We start from the raw sequence: 19,148 nt of genomic DNA on the forward strand, positions 1-19,148 counted from the left end.
GCACGACATCGCCGATCGCGAGCTTCATCGGGGCTTCCTCCGGGAGGTCGGGGGTTCAGGACGAGTGGTCATCCCCTCCGGCACCGCCGCCAGTAGGCGGGAGTGGGCCCAGTAAGGAACGACGCTCGTCGAGCGGACCTACCGGACCCGGTACGCCGCGGAGACGGCTCCGTTCAACCTGGTGACGTCCTACCTCGTCCGCGACATGGCCGCGTCGAACCCCGACCTCCTGCACGACTCCAACGAGCCGTGGCCCGGAGGCACGCAGAACCAGCTGCACACCGTGGTCATCGAGGTGGACCGCATCGAGGAGCAGTTCACCGCGCGTCCGCCAACGCCTGAGGAGGCGCGAGAGCTGGAGTTGCCGCCCGCACGTCGGTGATCCTGCTCCGGAAGACCTCGTACGACATCAACGACCGCGTCGTGGACATCCCCGACGTCACGCTTCCCGGCGATCGCACGGAGCTGCTCTTCACCACTTCCCTGGAAAGGTGGTGAGTGCTGCCATGAGCGGGCGCATCACCGTTGTCACCGCTGTCCACGCCCCTTCGGCTCACTTCCTGCCGGAGGCGTACAAGTCCCTCTGCGAGCAGGAGTTGCCAGAAGGCTGGGAGTGGCAGTGGCTGATCCAGGAGGACGGGAAGACGGACGATGTGCGCCCGTACGTCCCCGACGACGAGCGGGTTACCTTCCGCCAGGGTCGGCTGGGCGGCCCCGGGGGACCCGTACGATCGCCCTGGCTCACGCCGAGGGAGAGTACGTCAAGATCCTTGACGCCGACGACCAGCTTGCGCCGGGCACGCTGGCCCGCGACCTGGCGGTACTGGAGGCCGACCCCGCCATCGGGTGGACGACCTCCCGAGTCCTGGACTTCCTGCCCGACGGCTCAACCGTCGGCTTCCCGGGCGACCCGGACAACGGCCCGATCGAACGCGGCGCCGTGCTCAGTGGGAGAGCCAAGCCACTGGGCGGACGTCTCACGTTGATCCCGCTGAACGGGAGGCTCGTATGGCTGTTGTGAAGGCCAGGGCGCGAGCGTTGGCTTCCTTCGAGTGGCGTTACCCGGCTGGCAGCTGATTGGGCGCCGTCTCGTCGTGTCTGTCTTCGGCGTCCGCCTACTTGCTGACACGGTCGGCTTGTACAGGCCAGCGTGACCACGGTGCGCTCGTCCCGGTGGCGGCCTACTCCTTCAAGACGGGGGAAGCCCTGGCCAACCTCGTGGTCGGCGGTTGTGGCGATGGGGGCGTGTCCCGTTCCAGCTTTGAGGGGGTGAACTGCACCCCCAGGCCACGCAGTGCGAGTTGCCCTCCGGGTCTGCCGTATGCGTGTCGGATATTCCAGCGTAGATCGTGCGACTGAGAGACGGGTAAGGCCACCGCCGATCGTCAGCCCTGGGAGCCTGACGATCTTGCGGTGGCCGCAAGGCGCAGTACAATTTCCGGCTCTGGTCTAGCTGGCGACTATTCGTTGAACTCGCCAGTATGGCTACAGGGATAGCCCATGCTGGCGGTCATAAACGGACTAGTCGGGTAAAATCCCCAGCAAACAACGAACGTATAAGTGCCAGAATTCCCGATATCGTAACCCTTTTGGTCGCACCCGGCGTCGCCACCGTCGGAAACCGTCATCACTCTTTTGTAGCCACTAGTGGTGAAATACGAGTTGTAGAAAACCGCACCATAAACGCCTTTGCCGTCCTTCTGAGTGTCGCAGACCTTGAAGAGGTCTCCGTCGTCAATGAAAGTCCCATAGCCGTAACCTATGTCTACGGTCTTGTTTGTGGCAAAGGCTGGACTCGCTGTCGCGACAACCATCGCGGCGACACCTGAAGCCATTGCTGCCGCGCGGGCGAACTTGGACTTAAGCATCATCTCTCCAGTCACCGGCCGCTCTATTCGCGAGCCGAATCAAGTTGTCGGTTGCTGTGTCGGATTTTGTCACGCCCGCGGGAAAAGAACCCTGTCTGCTGGCTAGTAGTACAGCCACAGGTACCACGAACAATTTGAGAAACCCGAATATCCGCAATCCCATGGCACGCCTGCGGATTTCCCGGACGCCACGCAGGAATTGTAACTGGGTTCCCGGCGCACCATATGCCAAGACACCTGCGCGATGCTTTCTTGCGACTGCGAATAAGTTGCCTTGCTAGCTGAACTCGACGTGGCGATTGCAGAAGTCAGCGTCGCGTGTGAGTCCGCACTGGCTGAACCCGCTGCGGCGATGCCGACTCCGGACAGCAGTGCGGCAGTAATTCCCGCAGCCAGAATACGGCTCTTGACTCGTGACATCTTCGTCTCTCTAATCGACCAATTCAGACCCGACGGTCCGTTGTCGCTAGTCATCCTGGCTGATGAACAGGTATCTCCGGAAGGGTTCACTGATGCGCCTCAGGGTGCGATTGATACCCTTTGATGCATGGCGCGGTCGGGCCACGCCTGAAGGGGGAACCTTGACACTCGATCCCAGCACGCATCAGTTACGTCTGCTGCTCGTACTGGCCGAGGAGTTGCACTTCGGTCGCGCGGCCAAGCGTGCGTTCATCAGCCAGCCCGCGTTCAGCCGTCAGATACGCGCGCTCGAGGAACACCTGGGCGTGGCTCTCTTGGAGCGCTCGACCCGCCAGGTCGAACTCACCAAGGCCGGCCGGGCGCTGCTGCCGCAGATACGGGCCGTCATCGACGCCCTCACGGGCCTTCACGCGGCTGCCGAGGCAGAGGCCGCCTCGTCCTCGGGCAGCCTCGTGCTTGGCACGTACTTATCCGGTCTTCCCGCCCTGCGGGTTCTCTTCGACTCGATGAGAACAGAGCGCCAGCCCGGCCCGGAAGTGGAGTGGCGCGAGATCGATCTCGTCGATCACTCCCGGGCCGTCCTGGAAGGCCAGTTGGACGCCATCGTGTGCTTCGAGCCCGTGGCCGCGGGGTTGCGTACTCTTCGTCTGGGGACCGAGTCGCGATACGTGTGCTTGCCCGACACCCACCCGCTGGCCGACCGCGACGCCGTAACCCTCGCCGAGCTTTCCGGCCTACCCGTCATCGGCTTCTCACCCCAAGCACACGCTGAGTACCGTGCCTTCTGGGCCGCAGACCCGCGCCCCGATGGCAGTGCAGTGCGTTATACGCCCCATGAGGTGACCAACTTGGAAAGGTGCGTCACCCTGGTCGGCCTGGGGCACGGAATCCGCTTCTTCCCCGACAGCGTCAGGGTGCTCATGCCTCGGCCCGCAGTCCGCTACGTCGCCGTAACCGATCTCTCCCCCTGCGCCGTGGTCCTCGCCTGGGCGGCCGACAGGCCCGTGCCGCCTGCCCTGCGCTCGCTGCTGCAGATGCTGCGCAAGCACGCCCATGCTATGGAGTCGCGCGGTCTCGGCAGCACCGGCCGACGCTGGTGGGACGCACTCGATGAGCTGTGAGAGTGCGAAGCCGGTCGCGGAACGGCTTTTGGAATCAAGCCCCACCGGCGCGGGTCGGACTGTGTGCCGGAAGCGGAGGGACAAGCCGCGCACGTGGACGCTGCCGAGCGCCGTCTCCACAGCAGCGGGCATCGGGAGTCCGGTTCTCGCCGCTGTGGCGAGTTGGGGCAGTCCCCTGCTCGTTGTGTGGGGGCGGGTGGTTCCCGGCTGGGGGGGTGAGTGCGGCTCTTCTTGTCGTGGCCCTCGTTCTCCGCTCGGTCCTTCTGCGGGAGGGAGGCACCTGGACTCGGCTGGGGAGCAAGCTGCTGATCGTCGCGGCGGTGCTCGGCACCGCGTGGGGAGCCGTGGACGACCTGGTCCACGACGCGAAGTACCACGTGCTGCACCCTGCGGGGCCGGGCGGCTGTACGGCCGTGGTGCGGGAGACGTCCTTTCTCGTCATCGGCAGCGGCGAGGCGTACGCGGTGGGGCGCACCGGTCTGGCCCTGGGTACGTCGGGCTCCTGGACGGTCGACGACGGTTACCGGCCCGTCGACGCAGGCACATACGAGTTGGGCTGGGGGCGGGACGGCGGCCGTCTGCGCATCAGCGGCACGATCACCGATCCGGTCATCCGCGGGGGAGCGGCCGACATCGACTGCTGGTGGTGAGGCCGGCCGCCCCCACCGGCGTGCCAGGCGACGCGTGAGCTGCGCCCCGCCGCCCGGCCAACCGCTATGCCCGCGCCGTCAGCTTCCTCGTCGCGGCGTCCAGGCGGGTCAGGACGCGGTCCCTGCCGAGCAGTTCCATGGACTCGAACAGGGGGAGGCCGACCGTTCGGCCGGTGAGGGCTACCCGGACGGGGGCCTGGGCCTTGCCGAGCTTCAGGCCGTGCTTCTCACCGACGGCGAGCAGGACGGCCTTCAGGGCGTCCGCCTTCCAGTCGGCGACGGTGGCCAGTTCCGCGCGGGCGTCCGACAGGATGCCGTCGGCGCCCGGCTTCATCGCCTTGTTCCACGACGCATCGTCCTGGACCGGCTCGTCGAGGAACAGGAAGTCCACGGAGTCGGTGATCTCGGAGAGCAGCGTCAGGCGGGTCTGGGCCAGCGGTGCCACCGCCTCGAAGACCGACGCGTCGAACGCCTCCGGGCGCCACGGCGCGTACGGGGCGACGAGCCATGGTGCGCAGGCGGTGGCGAACTGCTCCGCCGACAGGGCGCGGATGTAGTCGCCGTTGAACGCCGTCAGCTTCTTCACGTCGAAGAAGGCCGGGGCGGTGTTCACGTCCTCGATCCGGAAGAACCGCTCCAGCTCCTCGTACGGCATGATCTCCCGGTCGCCGCCCGGGCCCCAGCCGAGGAGCATGAGGTAGTTCACCATCGCCTCGGGCAGGAAGCCCTCGGCGAGGTAGTCCTCCAGCGCCACCTTGTCGCGGCGCTTGGACAGCTTCTGCCGCTTCTCGTTGACGATCACCGGCAGATGCGCCCACATCGGCGGCTCGGCGCCGAGCGCCTCCCACAGCAACTGCTGCTTCGGCGTGTTCGACAGATGCTCCTCACCACGGATGACCTGCGTGACTCCCTCGTCCAGGTCGTCCACGACGTTGGCGAGCAGGAAGACCGGGGACCCGTCACCGCGGGCGATCACGAAGTCCTCGATCGCGCTGTTCGGGAACGCCGGCTCCCCGCGGACCAGGTCGACCACGACGGTCTCGCCCTCGTCCGGCGTACGGAACCGCAGCGCCCGCCCCGTCTCGAAGGCCAGCCCCCGGTCCCGGCAGAACCCGTCGTACCCGAGGTGCTCCGAACCCGTGCGCTCCTTCAGTTCCTCACGGGTGCAGTCGCAGTAGTACGCCCGGCCGGCCGCGAAGAGCTGCTGGGCCGCCTCGCGGTGCCGGTCGGCGTTGTGCGACTGGAAGTACGGGCCTTCGAAGACCGGGTCCTCGCCATGGATGCCGATCGCCGCGAGCGCGTTGATGATGCCGTCGGTCCACTCGGGCTTGTTGCGGGCCGTGTCCGTGTCCTCGATCCGCAGGACGAACGTGCCGCCGGACTGTCGCGCCACCGCCCAGTTGTAGAGAGCGGACCGGGCGCCACCGACATGGAACATGCCGGTCGGGGAAGGGGCGAAACGAACACGAACCGGGGCATCAGACATGCGCTCAAGGGTACCGATGGCCTCGGACATCGGGCATAGTGCGGTCGGAGGACGGCATCGGAGGCGGCATGGGCTGCCGGGGAAGAGACCGAGGAAGAGGGGGACGTGGGCCGGAGACGTTACGTCGCCCGGGGTGTGCCCGGTGGGTATCGCGTCTGGGACAACCAGGGACGTCGATGGTGGGGCGATCTCTACGAGTTGTGCCCCGACGATCTGCTGGTCGAGCTGAACGGCGAGGCGGATCCGGCACGGATCACGGCCCTGCTGAGGCGCTGCCGTGCGCTGAAGCGATAGCCGAAGCGACAGGAGAAGCGACAGGAGAACAGCCATGGCGTTGTCCACCGCGTTCACCGAACTGCTCGGTGTGGAGCATCCGATCGCCCTGGCCCCGATGGGCGGTTCGGCCGGGGGCGCCCTGGCCGCGGCGGTCTCGCGTGGCGGCGGTCTCGGGCTGTTGGGCAGCGGGAACGGCGACCGGGAGTGGCTGGAGCGCGAGTTGCCCGTCCTGGCCGGTGAACGGGCCGGAAAGCCGTGGGGCATCGGCTTCCTGACGTGGGCGACCGACGTCGACGCGGTGGCGCGGGCGTTGGAGCACCGGCCCACGGCCGTGATGTTGTCCTTCGGCGACCCCGGTCCGTACGTGGAGCGTGTGCGCAGTACGGGTACGACGCTGATCTTGCAGGTCACCACCCTGGAGGAGGCCCGCAGGGCGGTGGATCTCGGCGCCGATGTGATCGTCGCGCAGGGCACCGAGGCCGGTGGGCACGGCGCCCGGCACGGGCGCTCCACGCTGCCGTTCGTGCCGGTCGTGGTGGACCTCGCGGCGCCCGTGCCGGTGCTGGCGGCCGGTGGGATCGCCGACGGCCGCGGCGTCGCGGCGGCCCTGGCGCTGGGTGCCGCCGGAGCGTTGCTCGGCACCCGCTTCCAGGCCACGACCGAGGCCCTGGTCGCCCCCGCGACGGCCCGGGCGATCGTCGAGGGGCGCGGGGAGGACACCGAGCGCAGCAGGGTGCTGGACATCGCCCGCGGTTCGGCCTGGCCGACGAGGTACACGGCACGCACCCTCGGCCACCCGTTCCTCGAGGACTGGCGGGGCCGGGAGGACGAACTCGCGGGCGCGCCTCAGGCCCGGCAGGCGTACGAGGACGCGGTCGCGCGGGGTGAGATCCCCGCCCTGCCGCGGTGGGCCGGGGAGGCCGTCGACCTCATCGAGGACCTGCCGTCCGCGGCCGACCTGGTCGGCGCCCTGGCCGGCCAGACCGAGACCGCACTGAGCCGGGCCGGGAGGCGCTGACCTCGAACACCCGAGAGGTCCTCGCGGCCTGTGGGGTGCCGTGGACGGCGCCTCGTCACTCCTCGTCCGCCGTGGTCACCGGTCGCGTCAGGCCCGGTTCCGGCGCTTCCTTCTCCAGGGTTCGCAGGTGCAGGACGTCGCCGATGAACAGGTCGTAGGCCAGCACCCCGAGCACGCCGCCGATCAGCGGGCCGACCAAGGGGATCCAGAAGTACGCGCTGAAGCTGCCCGCTTGGGTGCCGGGCATCGCGAGGGACCCCCATCCCGCCAGCCAGGTGAACAGGCGTGGCCCCAGATCCCGGGCGGGGTTGATGGCGTACCCGGCGTTGGCCCCGTACGACATGCCGATGGCGGCGACCACGAAGCCGATCACCAGGGGGCCCAGGTTGGCCTTCACCGCCGTGTTGCGCAGGTCGATGACCGCCGCCACGAACATGACCAGGAACGCCGTGCCGACGATCTGGTCCACCAGGGGGCCCCAGACACTTCCGTGGAAGTACGGCGCGGGGAACGTCCCGAAGATCGAGAAGGAGGCGAGCGTGTGGCCGTTCGTCTTCGGCCCGGTCATGGCGTGGTCGAAGGTGTTGATCGCGTCGTGGTAGACGGCGTACACCAACGCGGCCCCGACGAACCCGCCGACCAGTTGCATACCCATGTACGGAAGGACCTTGGGCCAGGGGAACTTGCGGCGGATCGCGAACGCCAGTGTGATCGCCGGGTTGAGGTGTGCGCCGCTGACACCGCCCGCGACGTAGACGCCGAAGGTCACGGCCATGGCCCAGCCCCAGGTGATCAGGAGCCAGTCGCCCGCGCCGAGGAAGAAGGTGGTCGGTCCCGCGGTCCGGCCCGACCCCGGCAGGGCGGCGACCGCCATGGCCACCACGCCGCAGCCGAAGGCGACGATGATCAGCGTCCCGAGGAACTCTGCGAGGCATTCACCGAGCAGGCCCCCTCGGCGTCCGAGCCGGGAGGGTCTGATCAGGGGCGGAACTTCCACCGGCATGATGGCCCCCTCAGGGACTGCATGTTGGCCCCCCTCAGGGACGGTTCGCGTGCGGTGGCCTCTCCGTCGTCACGGGCCGAGGCACACGACCGAGTATGGCCCAGGGACCGTCACGCCGCTCATCGCCGACCGCCGCCCCTCGGCACCCCGTTCACCGCCGGTCGCCCCCTTCTCGCGCGCGTTCCCCGAAGGGCCGCGGCCGGCCCCTGTGCAACCACCGTCACCGACAGGCAGTCTTTCCCACCGTGGCAGGGCTTCCGCAGCAGAACGGATCAGGCGACATCGAGGCGCACATGGTGGTGTGCGGGGACGACGGGCTCGCGCACCGGCTGGCCGCCGAGTTGCGCAGCGTGTACGGCGAACAGGTGACCCTCGTCGTCCCGTCCGCCGAACGGGGCGCACGGCGGCCGGTGGTGGGCCGCGCGGCGCGGGCCTCGGGGCTGCTCGACCGGGTCTCCGCCGCCGTCACGCGCGCGACGAGCAGCGCCGCCCTGGCGGAAGGGCGCACCACCGCCGCGGGTGGCCGTACCGCCGAACCCGCTGGCCCCGAACGCGTGATCGAGGCCGCCGAGGCGTCCGAGGCCGTTCTCGCCGCAGCCGGTGTGGAGCGGGCGGCGGCGCTGGCGCTCGTCTATGACGACGACGAGACCAACATCCGCGCCGCGCTCACCGCCCGCCGCCTCAACCCACGGCTGCGGCTCGTCCTGCGGCTCTACAACCGGCGGTTGGGACTGCACATCGAGGAACTCCTCGACCAGGCAGCCGCGTTGGCCTCCGGCGGACCCGACGGGGAACAGGGGGTGTTCGACGCGTCGACGACCGTGCTCTCCGACGCCGACACGGCCGCGCCCGCGCTGGCCGCGACCGCCGTCGCCGGTACCAGTAAGGTCGTTCAGACGGAGGGGCTGATGCTGCGGGCCGTGGAACGGCCGCCGCCCGCCCCCGGCCAGGTCGCCGACCCCGGTCTGTGCACCCTGGCGCTGCTGTCCGCGACGGCCGGTGACCCCGCCGGCGCCGACGGTGCCGAGGACAGCGGCGAGCACGGGCCTCGACTCCTGCCCGACGAACGGGAGGTGGCCCAGGCCACCGGACACGGCACCGTCGTCCTGGAGACCGTCTCGTACGCCGGTCCCCCGCTGTCGGCCGGGCGCCGTGTCATACCGCTCGGCTCACTGCTGTCACGGCGGCTGCTCTGGTCGTTCGCGACGCTCGCGGGCTGTGTGATCGCGCTCGCGATCGCGTCGATGGCCGTCACCGGCAAGGACCCGCTCCACGCCACGTATCTGACGCTGCTCGACCTGTTCGCGATCGACGACCCGGCCATCGGCGAGCCCCTCGGACGGCAGGTTCTGCAACTGCTGTCCGGGCTGGTCGGGTTGTTGCTGCTGCCGGTCCTGCTGGCGGCCGTACTGGAGGCGCTCGGCACGTTCCGCAGCGGCACCGCGCTGCGCAGACCGCCGCGGGGGCTGTCGGGCCATGTGGTGCTGCTCGGCGTCGGCAAGATCGGCACGCGCGTCATGACGCGGCTGCGGGAGCTGAAGATCCCCGTGGTGTGCGTGGAGGGGGATCCGGAGGCGCGGGGGCTCGCGACCGCGCGGCGGCTGCGGGTGCCCGTCGTACTCGGCGACGTGACGCAGGAGGGCGTCCTGGAGTCCGCCAAGATCCACCGGGCGCATGCGCTGCTCGCGCTGACCAGCGCGGACACCACGAACCTGGAGGCCGTTCTGTACGCGCGCTCCGTACGCCCCGATCTCCCGGTCGTCCTGCGCCTGTACGACGACGACTTCGCGACCGCCGTCTACCGCACCCTGCGCGCCGCGCACCCGAACGCCCTGACGCGGAGCCGCAGCGTGTCGCACCTGGCCGCGCCCGCGTTCGCCGGGGCCATGCTGGGGCGGCAGATCCTCGGGGCGATCCCGGTGGAGCGGCGGGTCCTGCTGTTCGCCGCCGTGGACGTGGCCGGGCATCCCCAACTGGAGGGGCGGACGGTCGCGGAGGCGTTCCGTGCGGGGGCGTGGCGCGTCCTCGCCCTGGACACCGCCGCGCCGGGCGAGCGGGGGCAGGCGCCCGACCCGGACACGGCCACCACCGCCGACCGGCCCTCGGGCCTGATCTGGGACCTGCCCTCGACCTACGTCCTGCGCCCCGAGGACCGGGTGGTCCTGGCGGCGACCCGCCGCGGCCTGGCCGAACTCCTCGGCCGCAGGCAGCGGGAGACGGCCGGGGCGTGAGGGGCAGGGCATGAGGGGCAGGGCATGAGGGGCAGGGCGTGAGGGGCAGGGCGTGAAGGTCTGGGCCTGAGAGTCTGGGCCCGAGCAGACTCCGGACGCCAGCATCGGTCCTGGTCACAGCGTTGCCCAGGAGAGTTGTCCACAGGTTGGTGACCTCCGCCGACGAATGTCGGCCGGGCCAGGCACTATGGGGCCATGACTGAGAGCAACGGGTCCACCTCGCCCGAGCGCGGCGGGGACATGCCGGACTGGGAGAAGCGCTTCCGGGCGCCGCGGGTGTCGCTGCCGGACTGGGCGGAGGACGCGCCGCACCGCTCGCTGTTCGTCTCCAACGCGACGGGGACGTACGAGCTGTACGCGTGGGACCGCACGACGGGCGAGCAGCGCCAGGTCACGGACCGGCCGAACGGCACGACGGACGGCGTCCTCTCGCCGGACGGCGAGTGGATCTGGTGGTTCGACGACAAGGACGGGGACGAGTTCGGGATCTGGAGACGCCAGCGGTTCACGCCCGGCGCGGACGCCCCTGATGCGGACGCCTCCGATGCGGATGCCTCCGGTGTCGACCAGCCGGCCGCTCCCGGGCTCGAACCCTCCTATCCGGCCGGACTCGCGATCGGGCGGGACGGGCGGACGGCCGTCGTGGGCCGCTCCACCGATCAGGACGGGTCGACGATCCATCTGGTGCGGGCCGGTCAGGACCCGCTGGAGATCTACCGGCACCGCGAGTCGGCCGGGGTCGGCGACCTCGCGCACGACGGCTCGCTGATCGCGATCGAGCACACCGAGCACGGCGACGCGATGCACTCGGCGCTGCGCGTGCTGCGGCCGGACGGTACGACGGTCGCGGAGCTGGACGACACCAAGGGCGGCACGGTCGAGCTGGGCCTGGAGGTGCTGGGCTTCGCCCCGGTCGACGGCGACACGCGGCTGCTGATCGGGCACCAGCGGCGCGGCCGGTGGGAGCCGATGGTGTGGGACGTCGTCTCGGGCGAGGAGACGGACCTGGCGCTGGAGCTGCCGGGCGATGTGGCCGCCGAGTGGTATCCGGACGGCTCCGCGCTGCTGGTCGTGCACAGCTTCGAGGCCCGCAGCGAGCTGTTCCGCTACGACCTCGCGACGCGCGATCTGGTCCGGGTGGCGACGCCGCCGGGCACGGTGTCCGGGGCGACGGCCCGGCCCGACGGGACGGTGGAGTTCCTGTGGTCCTCGGCGGCCGAGCCGCCGGTGGTGCGGTCGACGTCGGGCGAGATCGTGCTGGACCCGCCGGGCATGCGGGCGCCCGGGTCGGTGCCCGTGGAGGACGTGTGGGTGGACGGGCCGGGTGGCCGCATCCACGCGCTGGTGCAGAAGCCCGCCGGGGCGAGCGGCCCGCTGCCGACGGTCTTCGACATCCACGGCGGTCCGACCTGGCACGACAGCGACTCGTTCGCGGCGGGCCCGGCGGCCTGGGTGGACCACGGGTACGCGGTGGTGCGGGTCAACTACCGGGGCTCGACGGGGTACGGGCGCGAGTGGACGGACGCGCTCAAGCACCGGGTCGGGCTGATCGAGCTGGAGGACATCGCGGCGGTACGGGAGTGGGCGGTCTCGTCCGGGCTCGCGGATCCGGAGCGGCTCGTCCTGACGGGCGGTTCGTGGGGCGGCTATCTGACGCTCCTCGGGCTCGGTACGCAGCCGGAGGCGTGGACGGTCGGGATCGCGGCGGTCCCGGTCGCGGACTATGTCACGGCGTACCACGACGAGATGGAGGCGCTGAAGGCCATGGACCGGACGCTGCTCGGGGGCACGCCCGAGGAGGTTCCGGAACGGTTCGAGACGTCGTCGCCGCTCACATACGTCGACGCGGTGAAGGCCCCGGTGTACATCTCGGCGGGCGTGAACGACCCCCGGTGCCCGATCCGCCAGGTCGAGAACTACGTGGACCGGCTCGCGGCGCGGGACGCGGTGCACGAGGTGTACCGGTACGACGCGGGGCACGGCTCGCTGGTGGTCGACGAGCGGATCAAGCAGGTGCGGCTGGAACTGGACTTCGCCGAACGGCATCTGCGGAACTGAGAGGAGCGGCGTCCGCCCTGGTGCAGCGGACACGACCCGTCCGTGGGCGCCTCTGCGGGGCCCCACGGGCGGGATCACGGGAGCGGCACCGTACCGTGGAAGGCGTGTACCGGTTTCTGCTGACGCCCCGCTGGTGGGCGATCAACGTCTTCGTGCTGCTGGCGATCCCCTTCTGCGTCTACATGGGGTCGTGGCAGTTGGGCCGGTTCGAGGTCCGGGTGGACGATCACCGCATGGCGAACGAGCAGGTCACCAAGGGCGGGAAGGAACCGGCCCGGCCTCTGGACGAGCTGCTTCCGGTGACCGCGGAGACGACCGGGAGGCAGGTCACGGCCACCGGGCGGTACGGGGAGCAGTTGCTCGTTCCGGACCGGGAGCTGGACCGGAAGCAGGGGTTCTATGTGCTGAGCCTGCTGCGGACCGACGCGGGCAAGGCGGTGCCGGTCGTGCGGGGCTGGCTGCCGGGTGCCGCGGACGCCGCGAAGGTCCCGGCCGCGCCGAGCGGCACGGTCACCGTCACCGGGGCTCTGCAGGCGTCGGAGAACCCGGGGTCGGACGGCGGGCGTAAAGGCGGGCTGCCAAAGGGTCAGACCGGGGCGATCAGCTCGGCGTCCCTGGTGAACCTGGTGCCGTACGACGTGTACGACGCGTGGGTCACCCTCGACCGGGCCGACAGCGGTATGAAGGCGGTACCGGCGACCGTCCCCGAGGGGGCCGGGCTGGATCTGAAGGCGTTCCAGAACCTCGGCTACACCGGCGAGTGGTTCGTCTTCGCGGGCTTCACGCTCTTCATGTGGTTCCGGCTGCTGCGACGCGAGGCGGAGGACGCGCGGGACGCGGCACTGGGCCTCGTGACGGAGGACGCGGCGGCCTCCGGGGGCGCGGGCCCCGCCGAGCAGCCGAAGCCCAAGCCCGAGCCTGAGCCTGCGGATCAGTCGAAGGCCGAGCAGTCGGCGGTCGAGCGTCCGGAGACCGAGGCCGCCGGGAGCCGGTCGCGGACCACGTCCTGACCCGCACCACTCCCGGCCCGGGCCCCGGCCGGGCGCCTCACGGACTCGCGCGTCGCACGAGCTGGGCACCCGCCCGGCTCCCTCAGCCCAACGGGCTCACCCGGCTCACCCGGCTCACTCGGCCCGCCCAGCTCACCCGCCTCACTCAGCCGTGAGGATCCCCGTGCGATAGACCGTCCCCGCGCAGGCGTTGGGGATCGTCGCGCGGGCGGTCGCGGAGCCGGTCGCCGGGGTGTGGGAGACCACCACACTGCCGTCGGCCGCGCCCTCCTCCCGCATCAACTGGGGCGACATGCCCTCGGTCTGCGTGATGACGGTGTCGTCGCCCGTGCTGCTGCTGGACGTGGGGGTCGGGTCCGGGGACGGAACGCCGCCGCCGCCTTCCTCACCGCCCGTACCACCCGTACCGCCGCCCGTACCGCCCGTGGCGGAACAGGCCTCCGAGGGGACCCAGGCGAACTTGACCTCGTAGGCGCCCTTCGGCGGAAGCACCAGCGAGGTGAGGTTCCGGGACGGCTCGGGCAGCGCGGAGGCCGCGTCGCCGGAGACATGGTTCAGCACGCTGATCCTGGACGGGTCCGCCGAGCCCTGGGCGACCGCGAAGACGCTGCCGGCGCTCGAGACGGTGCAGCTCGTGGTCGAGGTGTTGGTGACGCGGAAGGTGCCGTAGACCGTGCCCGCGGCGTCCGGGCCGCCCTCGCTCGCGACGCCGTTGCCGAGCTGGCCCGCCGTACACGCGCTCGCGCTCTGCGCGGAGGCGGTCGGGTCGGCGCCGCCACCGGCCTCGCCCTTCTCGCCCTTGTCCTTCTCGTCCTTGCCCTTCGGGTGGTCCTTGTCTTCCTTGTCCGCGGTCGTCCCCGAGGTGCCGGCCGAGCCGCTGGAGCCGCTGTCCGAGTCGCCCTTGCCCTTGCCGCTGTGCTCCTGGGCCTGAGTGGCATGACCGGCGATGGACGGGTCCGCGTCGTCCCCCGCGCGGTGCGAGACATGGACGAAGGCCGGAATCGCGGTGCCGATGAACAGTGCGGCGGCTGCCATACCGATCACGGCCTGCCGCTTGCGGGCCCGCCGGGCGGGCACCGCGCGCCGCAGATACTCCAGGGTGCCCTCGCGCGGCTCGATGCCGCCGACCGTGTCGTGGAGCATCCGCCGCAGCGCCAGTTCGTCCGAGCCGAGCCCTTCGGGCGCCGCCCCGGCGTCCTCGTCGTCACCGGGCTCCGGCCCGGCCGCGCCCGGTCCCCCGAGTACGGCGGCCAGCCGGTTCCGCCCCGCGGTCAGGCCCTCACCGCCCGCGCCGGGGAGGTCGGTGTCGGCGGCGGTAGCCGCGTGGTCCGCTCCGGCTTCGGGCCGGGCCTGGTCCTCGGGGCGGTGGTTCACAGTTCCGTTCCCAGCATGCTGCTCGTCGTCCTCGCACGGCTCCGGCCGGTTCGTCGGCTCGTGCCATGCGTAGGGTTCGTGTCGTTCGTGGAAGCAGCGGCCCCGTGAGGAGCCGCGCCGCTCGTCGTTGCCGCTCATGCCGCCGCCCCCATGGCGACGCGGAGCGCCGCTATACCGCGCGAGCCGTACGCCTTCACCGACCCCAGCGATATCCCCAGCGTCTCCGCCACCTGAGCCTCGGTCATATCGGCGAAGTACCGCAGCACCAGGACCTCGCGCTGGCGGCGCTGGAGTCCCTTCATCGCCGCGATCAGGGAGTCGCGCTCCAACTGGTCGTAGGCGCCCTCCTCGGCGCTCGCCATGTCCGGCATGGGCTTGGACAGCAGCTTGAGGCCGAGGATGCGGCGCCGCAGCGTCGAGCGCGAGAGGTTGACGACGGTCTGCCGGAGATACGCCAGCGTCTTCTCCGGGTCGCGGACGCGCTTGCGCGCCGAGTGGACGCGGATGAACGCCTCCTGGACGACGTCCTCGCAGGAGGCGGTGTCGTCGAGGAGGAGGGCCGCGAGGCCCAGCAGAGAGCGGTAGTGCGTGCGATAGGTCTCGGTGAGGTGGTCGACCGTGGTACCGGCGGCCATCGTCTCGTCAGCGCCGTCGCGCTGATGCGGAATGCGGGCGGGCCGCGCTGCGGGCATGGGGGCGATCACCGGCATGCCACTGGACGTGCTGCCGGGCATGCGGGGGCGGCGGGGCGGCCGAAGGGCCGCGCCTCTCGGCCGCGCCGTGGTGAATTCGAGTACCTGTGCCACGCCAGTTGGACACGTCTCCCCCCGCCAGGGTTGTACGCGACTGGCATCACGTTCGCGTCAGGCGGCATGCCCGCGTGCACATTCCGCCATGCGCCCCCCGGCGCACCCGGCCGTGCGTCAAGTGCCCTCATGCGTACCAGCTCTTCCCCTATGCCCCATGTACGGTGGCGTCCGACCCCCGAGGGTGACGGCAAAGACGCTCTCCCACCCGCGCGCAGTTGCAGAGCGACATGGAGACACCTCCTCGAACACCCGCAGGAACCCGGGCACATGGCCGGGTCCTTGATCGATCCGTCGAACGTTCACAGATCCTACAAAGGTTCGACCCATGGGCAGACGGTTCCGGGCTGCTCCGCTCGGACACCGCCCAGCCCGCGCGGCACGGGGAACGGCAACCGCGGGGCCGCTACGGCGCCGGGAACTCCGCGGCCACCAACTCCGCGATCTGCGCGGTGTTCAGCGCCGCGCCCTTGCGCAGGTTGTCGCCGCAGACGAACAGTTCGAGCGCGGTCGGGTCGTCGAGGGCCCGGCGCACCCGGCCCACCCAGGTCGGGTCCGTGCCCACCACGTCTGCGGGCGTGGGGAATTCACCCGCCGCCGGGTTGTCGAAGAGGACGACACCGGGCGCGGTCGCGAGGATCTCGCGGGCCCGGTCGACCGTGACCTCGCCCTCGAAGCGGGCGTGGACCGTGAGGGAGTGCGCCGTGACCACCGGCACCCGGACACAGGTGACGGCCACGGGCAGCTCCGGCAGCCCCAGGACCTTGCGGGACTCGTCGCGGACCGTCATCTCCTCGGAGGACCAGCCGTCCTCGCGCGGCGACCCGGCCCACGGCACGACGTTCAGCGCGACCGGCTCCGGGAACGGCCCCGTGTGCTCGCCCACCGCGCGCCGCAGATCACCCGGGCTCGTCCCCAGCTCCGTACCCGCGACGAGCGACAGTTGCCGTCGCAGCGTGTCGATGCCCGCGCGCCCCGCGCCGCTCGCGGCCTGGTACGAGGAGACGACCAGCTCGCGCAGTCCGAACTCGGCGTGCAGCGCGCCGAGCGCCACGATCATCGAGAGGGTCGTGCAGTGCGGGCTGGCGATGATGCCGCGTGAACGCACCCGCGCGGCATGCGGGTTGACCTCCGGAACGACCAGGGGCACATCGGGGTCCATCCGGAACGCGCCCGAATTGTCCACCACCACCGCGCCCTTGGCGACGGCGACCGGCGCCCACTGGCGCGCGACCTCGTCCGGGACGTCGAACATCGCCACGTCGACGCCGGAGAACGCCTCCTCGTCGAGCGCGACGACCTCGACCTCCTCGCCGCGCACGGTCAGCTTGCGGCCGACCGAGCGCGGCGAGGCGATCAGACGGATCTCGCCCCAGATGTCCGCGTGTTGGGACAGGATCTGGAGCATGACGGAGCCCACGGCCCCGGTCGCTCCCACGACGGCGAGCGTCGGCTTGTCGGCCCGCGCCGTCATCGGCGCCCCGTCAGGGCCTGCCCGACATCGCCCCCGCGGGGGAGGGCGGTCATCGACCGGTGCCCCCGTAGACGACGGCCTCGTCGCTGTCGGAGTCCAGGCCGAACGCGGTGTGCACCGCGCAGACCGCTCCCGGGACGTCGTCCGCGCGCGTCACCACGGAGATACGGATCTCGGAGGTCGAGATCAGCTCGATGTTCACGCCCGCGTCGCTCAGCGCCTCGAAGAAGGCCGCCGTGACACCCGGGTTCGTCTTCATCCCCGCGCCGACGAGCGAGATCTTGCCGATCTGGTCGTCGTAGCGCAGCGAGTCGAAGCCGATCGAGTTCGCGGCCTTGTTCAGCGCGTTGATCGCCTTGCGCCCGTCGGTCTTCGGGAGCGTGAAGGAGATGTCCGTCAGACCGGTCGCCGCGGCCGACACGTTCTGCACGACCATGTCGATGTTGATCTCGGCATCGGCGATGGCCCGGAAGATCGAGGCGGCCTCGCCCGGCTTGTCCGGCACACCGACGACCGTGATCTTGGCCTCGGAGGTGTCGTGAGCGACACCCGAGATGATGGCCTGCTCCACCTTCTTGTCCCCTTGCTGAATCGGCTCGCTGCTGACCCACGTGCCCTGCAACCCGCTGAAGGAGGAGCGTACGTGGATCGGGATGTTGTAGCGGCGCGCGTACTCCACACAGCGGTGGAGCAGCACCTTGGACCCGGACGCGGCCAGTTCGAGCATGTCCTCGAACGAGATCCAGTCGATCTTACGGGCCTTCTTCACCACCCGCGGGTCGGCGGTGAACACACCGTCGACATCGGTGTAGATCTCGCACACCTCGGCGTCGAGGGCGGCGGCGAGGGCGACGGCCGTGGTGTCCGACCCGCCACGCCCCAGCGTGGTGATGTCCTTCTTGTCCTGGCTGACGCCCTGGAACCCGGCGACGATGGCGATGTTGCCCTCGTCCAGCGCGGTCCGGATGCGGCCCGGCGTCACGTCGATGATCCGGGCCTTGTTGTGGACCGAGTCGGTGATGACACCCGCCTGGCTGCCCGTGAACGACTGTGCCTTGTGCCCCAGGTTCTTGATCGCCATGGCCAGGAGGGCCATCGAGATCCGCTCCCCGGCCGTCAGCAGCATGTCGAGTTCACGCCCGGCAGGGATCGGGGAAACCTGCTCCGCGAGATCGATCAGTTCATCCGTCGTGTCGCCCATTGCGGAAACGACGACGACAACATCGTTGCCGTTCTTCTTCGCTTCCACGATCCGTTTGGCGACGCGCTTGATGCCCTCGGCATCGGCAACGGAGGAACCTCCGTACTTCTGCACGACCAGGCCCACGTGCGCTCCTCGCTCAGTCCGTCTCTTTCCGCACCTGCCACCTGCACATGTGCGGTGCAGTGCGGTCGGCTCAGTCTATCGAGCGACCGAATTCCCCTTCCGGGATACCGCATGGTGAGATATTCCGCCTCACTCCGCACCACCCCGGCATTCTTCGGGCCCGCCCCCGGAAGGACGACGGATTCACCGCCGTTCCGCCGAAGGACTTCGTCCGCTCCGCACGGCGTCTGCCCCGGCTCGGGCGCGGTACGCGAAAACGTGCCCTGTGTCACAGAAGAAATCTCCGGGGCGGGGCTCGCGCATTAGAGTGCGGCCGTGCGCTTACTCCTGGTGGAAGACGACGAGACCGTTGCCGAACCGCTCCTGCGGGCGGTGCCGGGCGGCTCGGGGGAACGGGTCACCACGGGCGCTGCGGCGCTGGCCCACCCCGGCCCGTACGACCTCGTACTCCTCGATCTCGACCTGCCGGACGACGACGGCCCGGCCGTGCTCAGGGAGCTGGTGCGGCGCGGCGGGGCCCCGGTCGTCGTGCTGTGCGCACGCGGCGACCACGCGGCCCGGCAGCTCGCCCACCAACTGGGCGCCGACGACTACGTGTGGAAGCCGTTCGAGGTGAGCGAAGTGCTCGCGCGGATCAGAGCGGTGGTGCGGCTGCCCCGTGCGCTGCGGCAGCCCGGCGACGGCCCGGAGCGCCATGGCACCCGGCTGACGATCGACCGCGCGACCGCGCGTGTCCACGTGGACGGGGAGGAGGTCGCGCTCTCGCTCAAGGAGTACGACTTCCTCGTGTGCCTGGCCGATGCGCCCGGGACGGTGCGGACCCGCCGCCGGCTCCTGACGGAGGTCTGGCGCACGGACTGGCACGGCCCGGCGCGCGAGTTGGACGTGTGCGCGGCACGGCTGCGCCACAAGCTGGCGGGCGCGGTCACGATCGAGTCCGTACGGGACGTCGGGTTCCGTCTGATGGTCCCCGAAGGCGTCCCCGAGGGCGACAACCTGGCGGAGTCCGCCGACTGACGCCCGTCG

General features: G+C 70.5%; 15 protein-coding genes and 2 pseudogenes. 10 read left to right on the forward strand and 7 right to left on the reverse strand.

From position 1 onward, the window contains the following. Nucleotides 1-115 precede the first annotated feature (115 nt). Nucleotides 116-498, forward strand: a pseudogene (locus NGF19_RS13535) (UTRA domain-containing protein); the annotation flags it as partial. Between the two features lie 8 nt (nt 499-506). Then, nucleotides 507-1,077, forward strand: a pseudogene (locus NGF19_RS13540) (glycosyltransferase family 2 protein). 383 nt (nt 1,078-1,460) lie between these two features. On the opposite strand, the gene NGF19_RS13545 reads toward NGF19_RS13540, so the two are convergent. Beyond that, nucleotides 1,461-1,883 carry a hypothetical protein gene (locus NGF19_RS13545; protein WP_252425107.1) on the reverse strand — a complete coding sequence of 141 codons (423 nt, stop codon included), beginning with the start codon at nt 1,881-1,883 and terminating at the stop codon, nt 1,461-1,463. A gap of 566 nt (nt 1,884-2,449) precedes the next feature. Here NGF19_RS13545 and NGF19_RS13550 point away from each other — a divergent pair. Together NGF19_RS13550 and NGF19_RS13555 are read left to right on the forward strand one after the other, a co-directional pair. Further along, nucleotides 2,450-3,409: a LysR family transcriptional regulator gene (locus tag NGF19_RS13550; RefSeq protein ID WP_252425108.1), complete on the forward strand. Its 960-nt coding sequence runs from the start codon at nt 2,450-2,452 to the stop codon at nt 3,407-3,409. Between the two features lie 236 nt (nt 3,410-3,645). After that, the gene (locus tag NGF19_RS13555) at nt 3,646-4,059 is read left to right on the forward strand and encodes a hypothetical protein (RefSeq protein WP_252425109.1); all 414 of its coding nucleotides are present in this window, start codon (nt 3,646-3,648) and stop codon (nt 4,057-4,059) included. Between the two features lie 64 nt (nt 4,060-4,123). Here the strand turns inward: NGF19_RS13555 and gltX are convergent, their stop codons facing one another. Beyond that, the gene (gene gltX, locus NGF19_RS13560) at nt 4,124-5,497 is read right to left on the reverse strand and encodes a glutamate--tRNA ligase (RefSeq protein WP_252425173.1); all 1,374 of its coding nucleotides are present in this window, start codon (nt 5,495-5,497) and stop codon (nt 4,124-4,126) included. Between the two features lie 153 nt (nt 5,498-5,650). On the opposite strand from gltX, the gene NGF19_RS13565 reads away from it, so the two are divergent. Together NGF19_RS13565 and NGF19_RS13570 are read left to right on the forward strand one after the other, a co-directional pair. After that, entirely contained in the window at nt 5,651-5,839 is a 189-nt protein-coding gene (locus tag NGF19_RS13565) for a hypothetical protein (RefSeq protein ID WP_252425110.1), read from the forward strand. Nucleotides 5,840-5,873: 34 nt separating this feature from the next. Next, nucleotides 5,874-6,839, forward strand: a complete 966-nt coding sequence (locus NGF19_RS13570; protein WP_252425111.1) for an NAD(P)H-dependent flavin oxidoreductase — start codon at nt 5,874-5,876, stop codon at nt 6,837-6,839. A gap of 55 nt (nt 6,840-6,894) precedes the next feature. Here the strand turns inward: NGF19_RS13570 and NGF19_RS13575 are convergent, their stop codons facing one another. Beyond that, entirely contained in the window at nt 6,895-7,842 is a 948-nt protein-coding gene (locus NGF19_RS13575) for an MIP/aquaporin family protein (RefSeq protein ID WP_252425112.1), read from the reverse strand. A gap of 293 nt (nt 7,843-8,135) precedes the next feature. Between NGF19_RS13575 and NGF19_RS13580 the strand changes: the two genes are divergently transcribed. The 3 genes from NGF19_RS13580 (at nt 8,136) to NGF19_RS13590 (ending at nt 13,141) form a co-directional block, all read left to right on the forward strand. Continuing rightward, nucleotides 8,136-10,073, forward strand: coding sequence for a potassium channel family protein (locus NGF19_RS13580; RefSeq protein ID WP_252425174.1), 1,938 nt, complete (start codon nt 8,136-8,138; stop codon nt 10,071-10,073). 195 nt (nt 10,074-10,268) lie between these two features. Further along, a complete protein-coding gene (locus tag NGF19_RS13585) occupies nt 10,269-12,131 on the forward strand; it encodes a S9 family peptidase (RefSeq protein WP_252425113.1) in 1,863 nt (620 codons plus the stop codon). Nucleotides 12,132-12,235: 104 nt separating this feature from the next. Next, nucleotides 12,236-13,141, forward strand: a complete 906-nt coding sequence (locus tag NGF19_RS13590; protein WP_252425114.1) for an SURF1 family protein — start codon at nt 12,236-12,238, stop codon at nt 13,139-13,141. A 141-nt stretch (nt 13,142-13,282) separates the two neighbouring features. Here the strand turns inward: NGF19_RS13590 and NGF19_RS13595 are convergent, their stop codons facing one another. The 4 genes from NGF19_RS13595 to NGF19_RS13610 form a co-directional block, all read right to left on the reverse strand. After that, entirely contained in the window at nt 13,283-14,653 is a 1,371-nt protein-coding gene (locus NGF19_RS13595) for a hypothetical protein (RefSeq protein WP_252425115.1), read from the reverse strand. Continuing rightward, complete coding sequence (locus NGF19_RS13600; protein ID WP_252425175.1) at nt 14,650-15,225, reverse strand: SigE family RNA polymerase sigma factor; 576 nt, start codon at nt 15,223-15,225, stop codon at nt 14,650-14,652. Before NGF19_RS13600 ends, NGF19_RS13595 begins: the two co-directional genes overlap by 4 nt. A gap of 502 nt (nt 15,226-15,727) precedes the next feature. After that, a complete protein-coding gene (locus NGF19_RS13605; RefSeq protein WP_252425116.1) occupies nt 15,728-16,795 on the reverse strand; it encodes an aspartate-semialdehyde dehydrogenase in 1,068 nt (355 codons plus the stop codon). Nucleotides 16,796-16,844: 49 nt separating this feature from the next. Next, the gene (locus NGF19_RS13610) at nt 16,845-18,122 is read right to left on the reverse strand and encodes an aspartate kinase (protein ID WP_252425117.1); all 1,278 of its coding nucleotides are present in this window, start codon (nt 18,120-18,122) and stop codon (nt 16,845-16,847) included. 315 nt (nt 18,123-18,437) lie between these two features. On the opposite strand from NGF19_RS13610, the gene NGF19_RS13615 reads away from it, so the two are divergent. Next, nucleotides 18,438-19,139 carry a response regulator transcription factor gene (locus NGF19_RS13615; RefSeq protein ID WP_252425118.1) on the forward strand — a complete coding sequence of 234 codons (702 nt, stop codon included), beginning with the start codon at nt 18,438-18,440 and terminating at the stop codon, nt 19,137-19,139. Nucleotides 19,140-19,148 lie beyond the last annotated feature (9 nt).

The organism is Streptomyces macrolidinus (assembly GCF_023887685.1).
Taxonomy (GTDB): Bacteria; Actinomycetota; Actinomycetes; order Streptomycetales; family Streptomycetaceae; genus Streptomyces; species Streptomyces macrolidinus.

Coding starts and splice junctions, on each gene's coding strand:
- gltX (WP_252425173.1), bottom strand. CDS start 5,497: ATGTTCCATGTCGGTGGCGCCCGGTCCGCTCTCTACAACTGGGCGGTG.
- NGF19_RS13570 (WP_252425111.1), top strand. CDS start 5,874: ATGGCGTTGTCCACCGCGTTCACCGAACTGCTCGGTGTGGAGCATCCG.
- NGF19_RS13575 (WP_252425112.1), bottom strand. CDS start 7,842: ATGCCGGTGGAAGTTCCGCCCCTGATCAGACCCTCCCGGCTCGGACGC.
- NGF19_RS13580 (WP_252425174.1), top strand. CDS start 8,136: ATGGTGGTGTGCGGGGACGACGGGCTCGCGCACCGGCTGGCCGCCGAG.
- NGF19_RS13585 (WP_252425113.1), top strand. CDS start 10,269: ATGACTGAGAGCAACGGGTCCACCTCGCCCGAGCGCGGCGGGGACATG.
- NGF19_RS13595 (WP_252425115.1), bottom strand. CDS start 14,653: ATGAGCGGCAACGACGAGCGGCGCGGCTCCTCACGGGGCCGCTGCTTC.
- NGF19_RS13600 (WP_252425175.1), bottom strand. CDS start 15,225: ATGCCGGTGATCGCCCCCATGCCCGCAGCGCGGCCCGCCCGCATTCCG.
- NGF19_RS13605 (WP_252425116.1), bottom strand. CDS start 16,795: ATGACGGCGCGGGCCGACAAGCCGACGCTCGCCGTCGTGGGAGCGACC.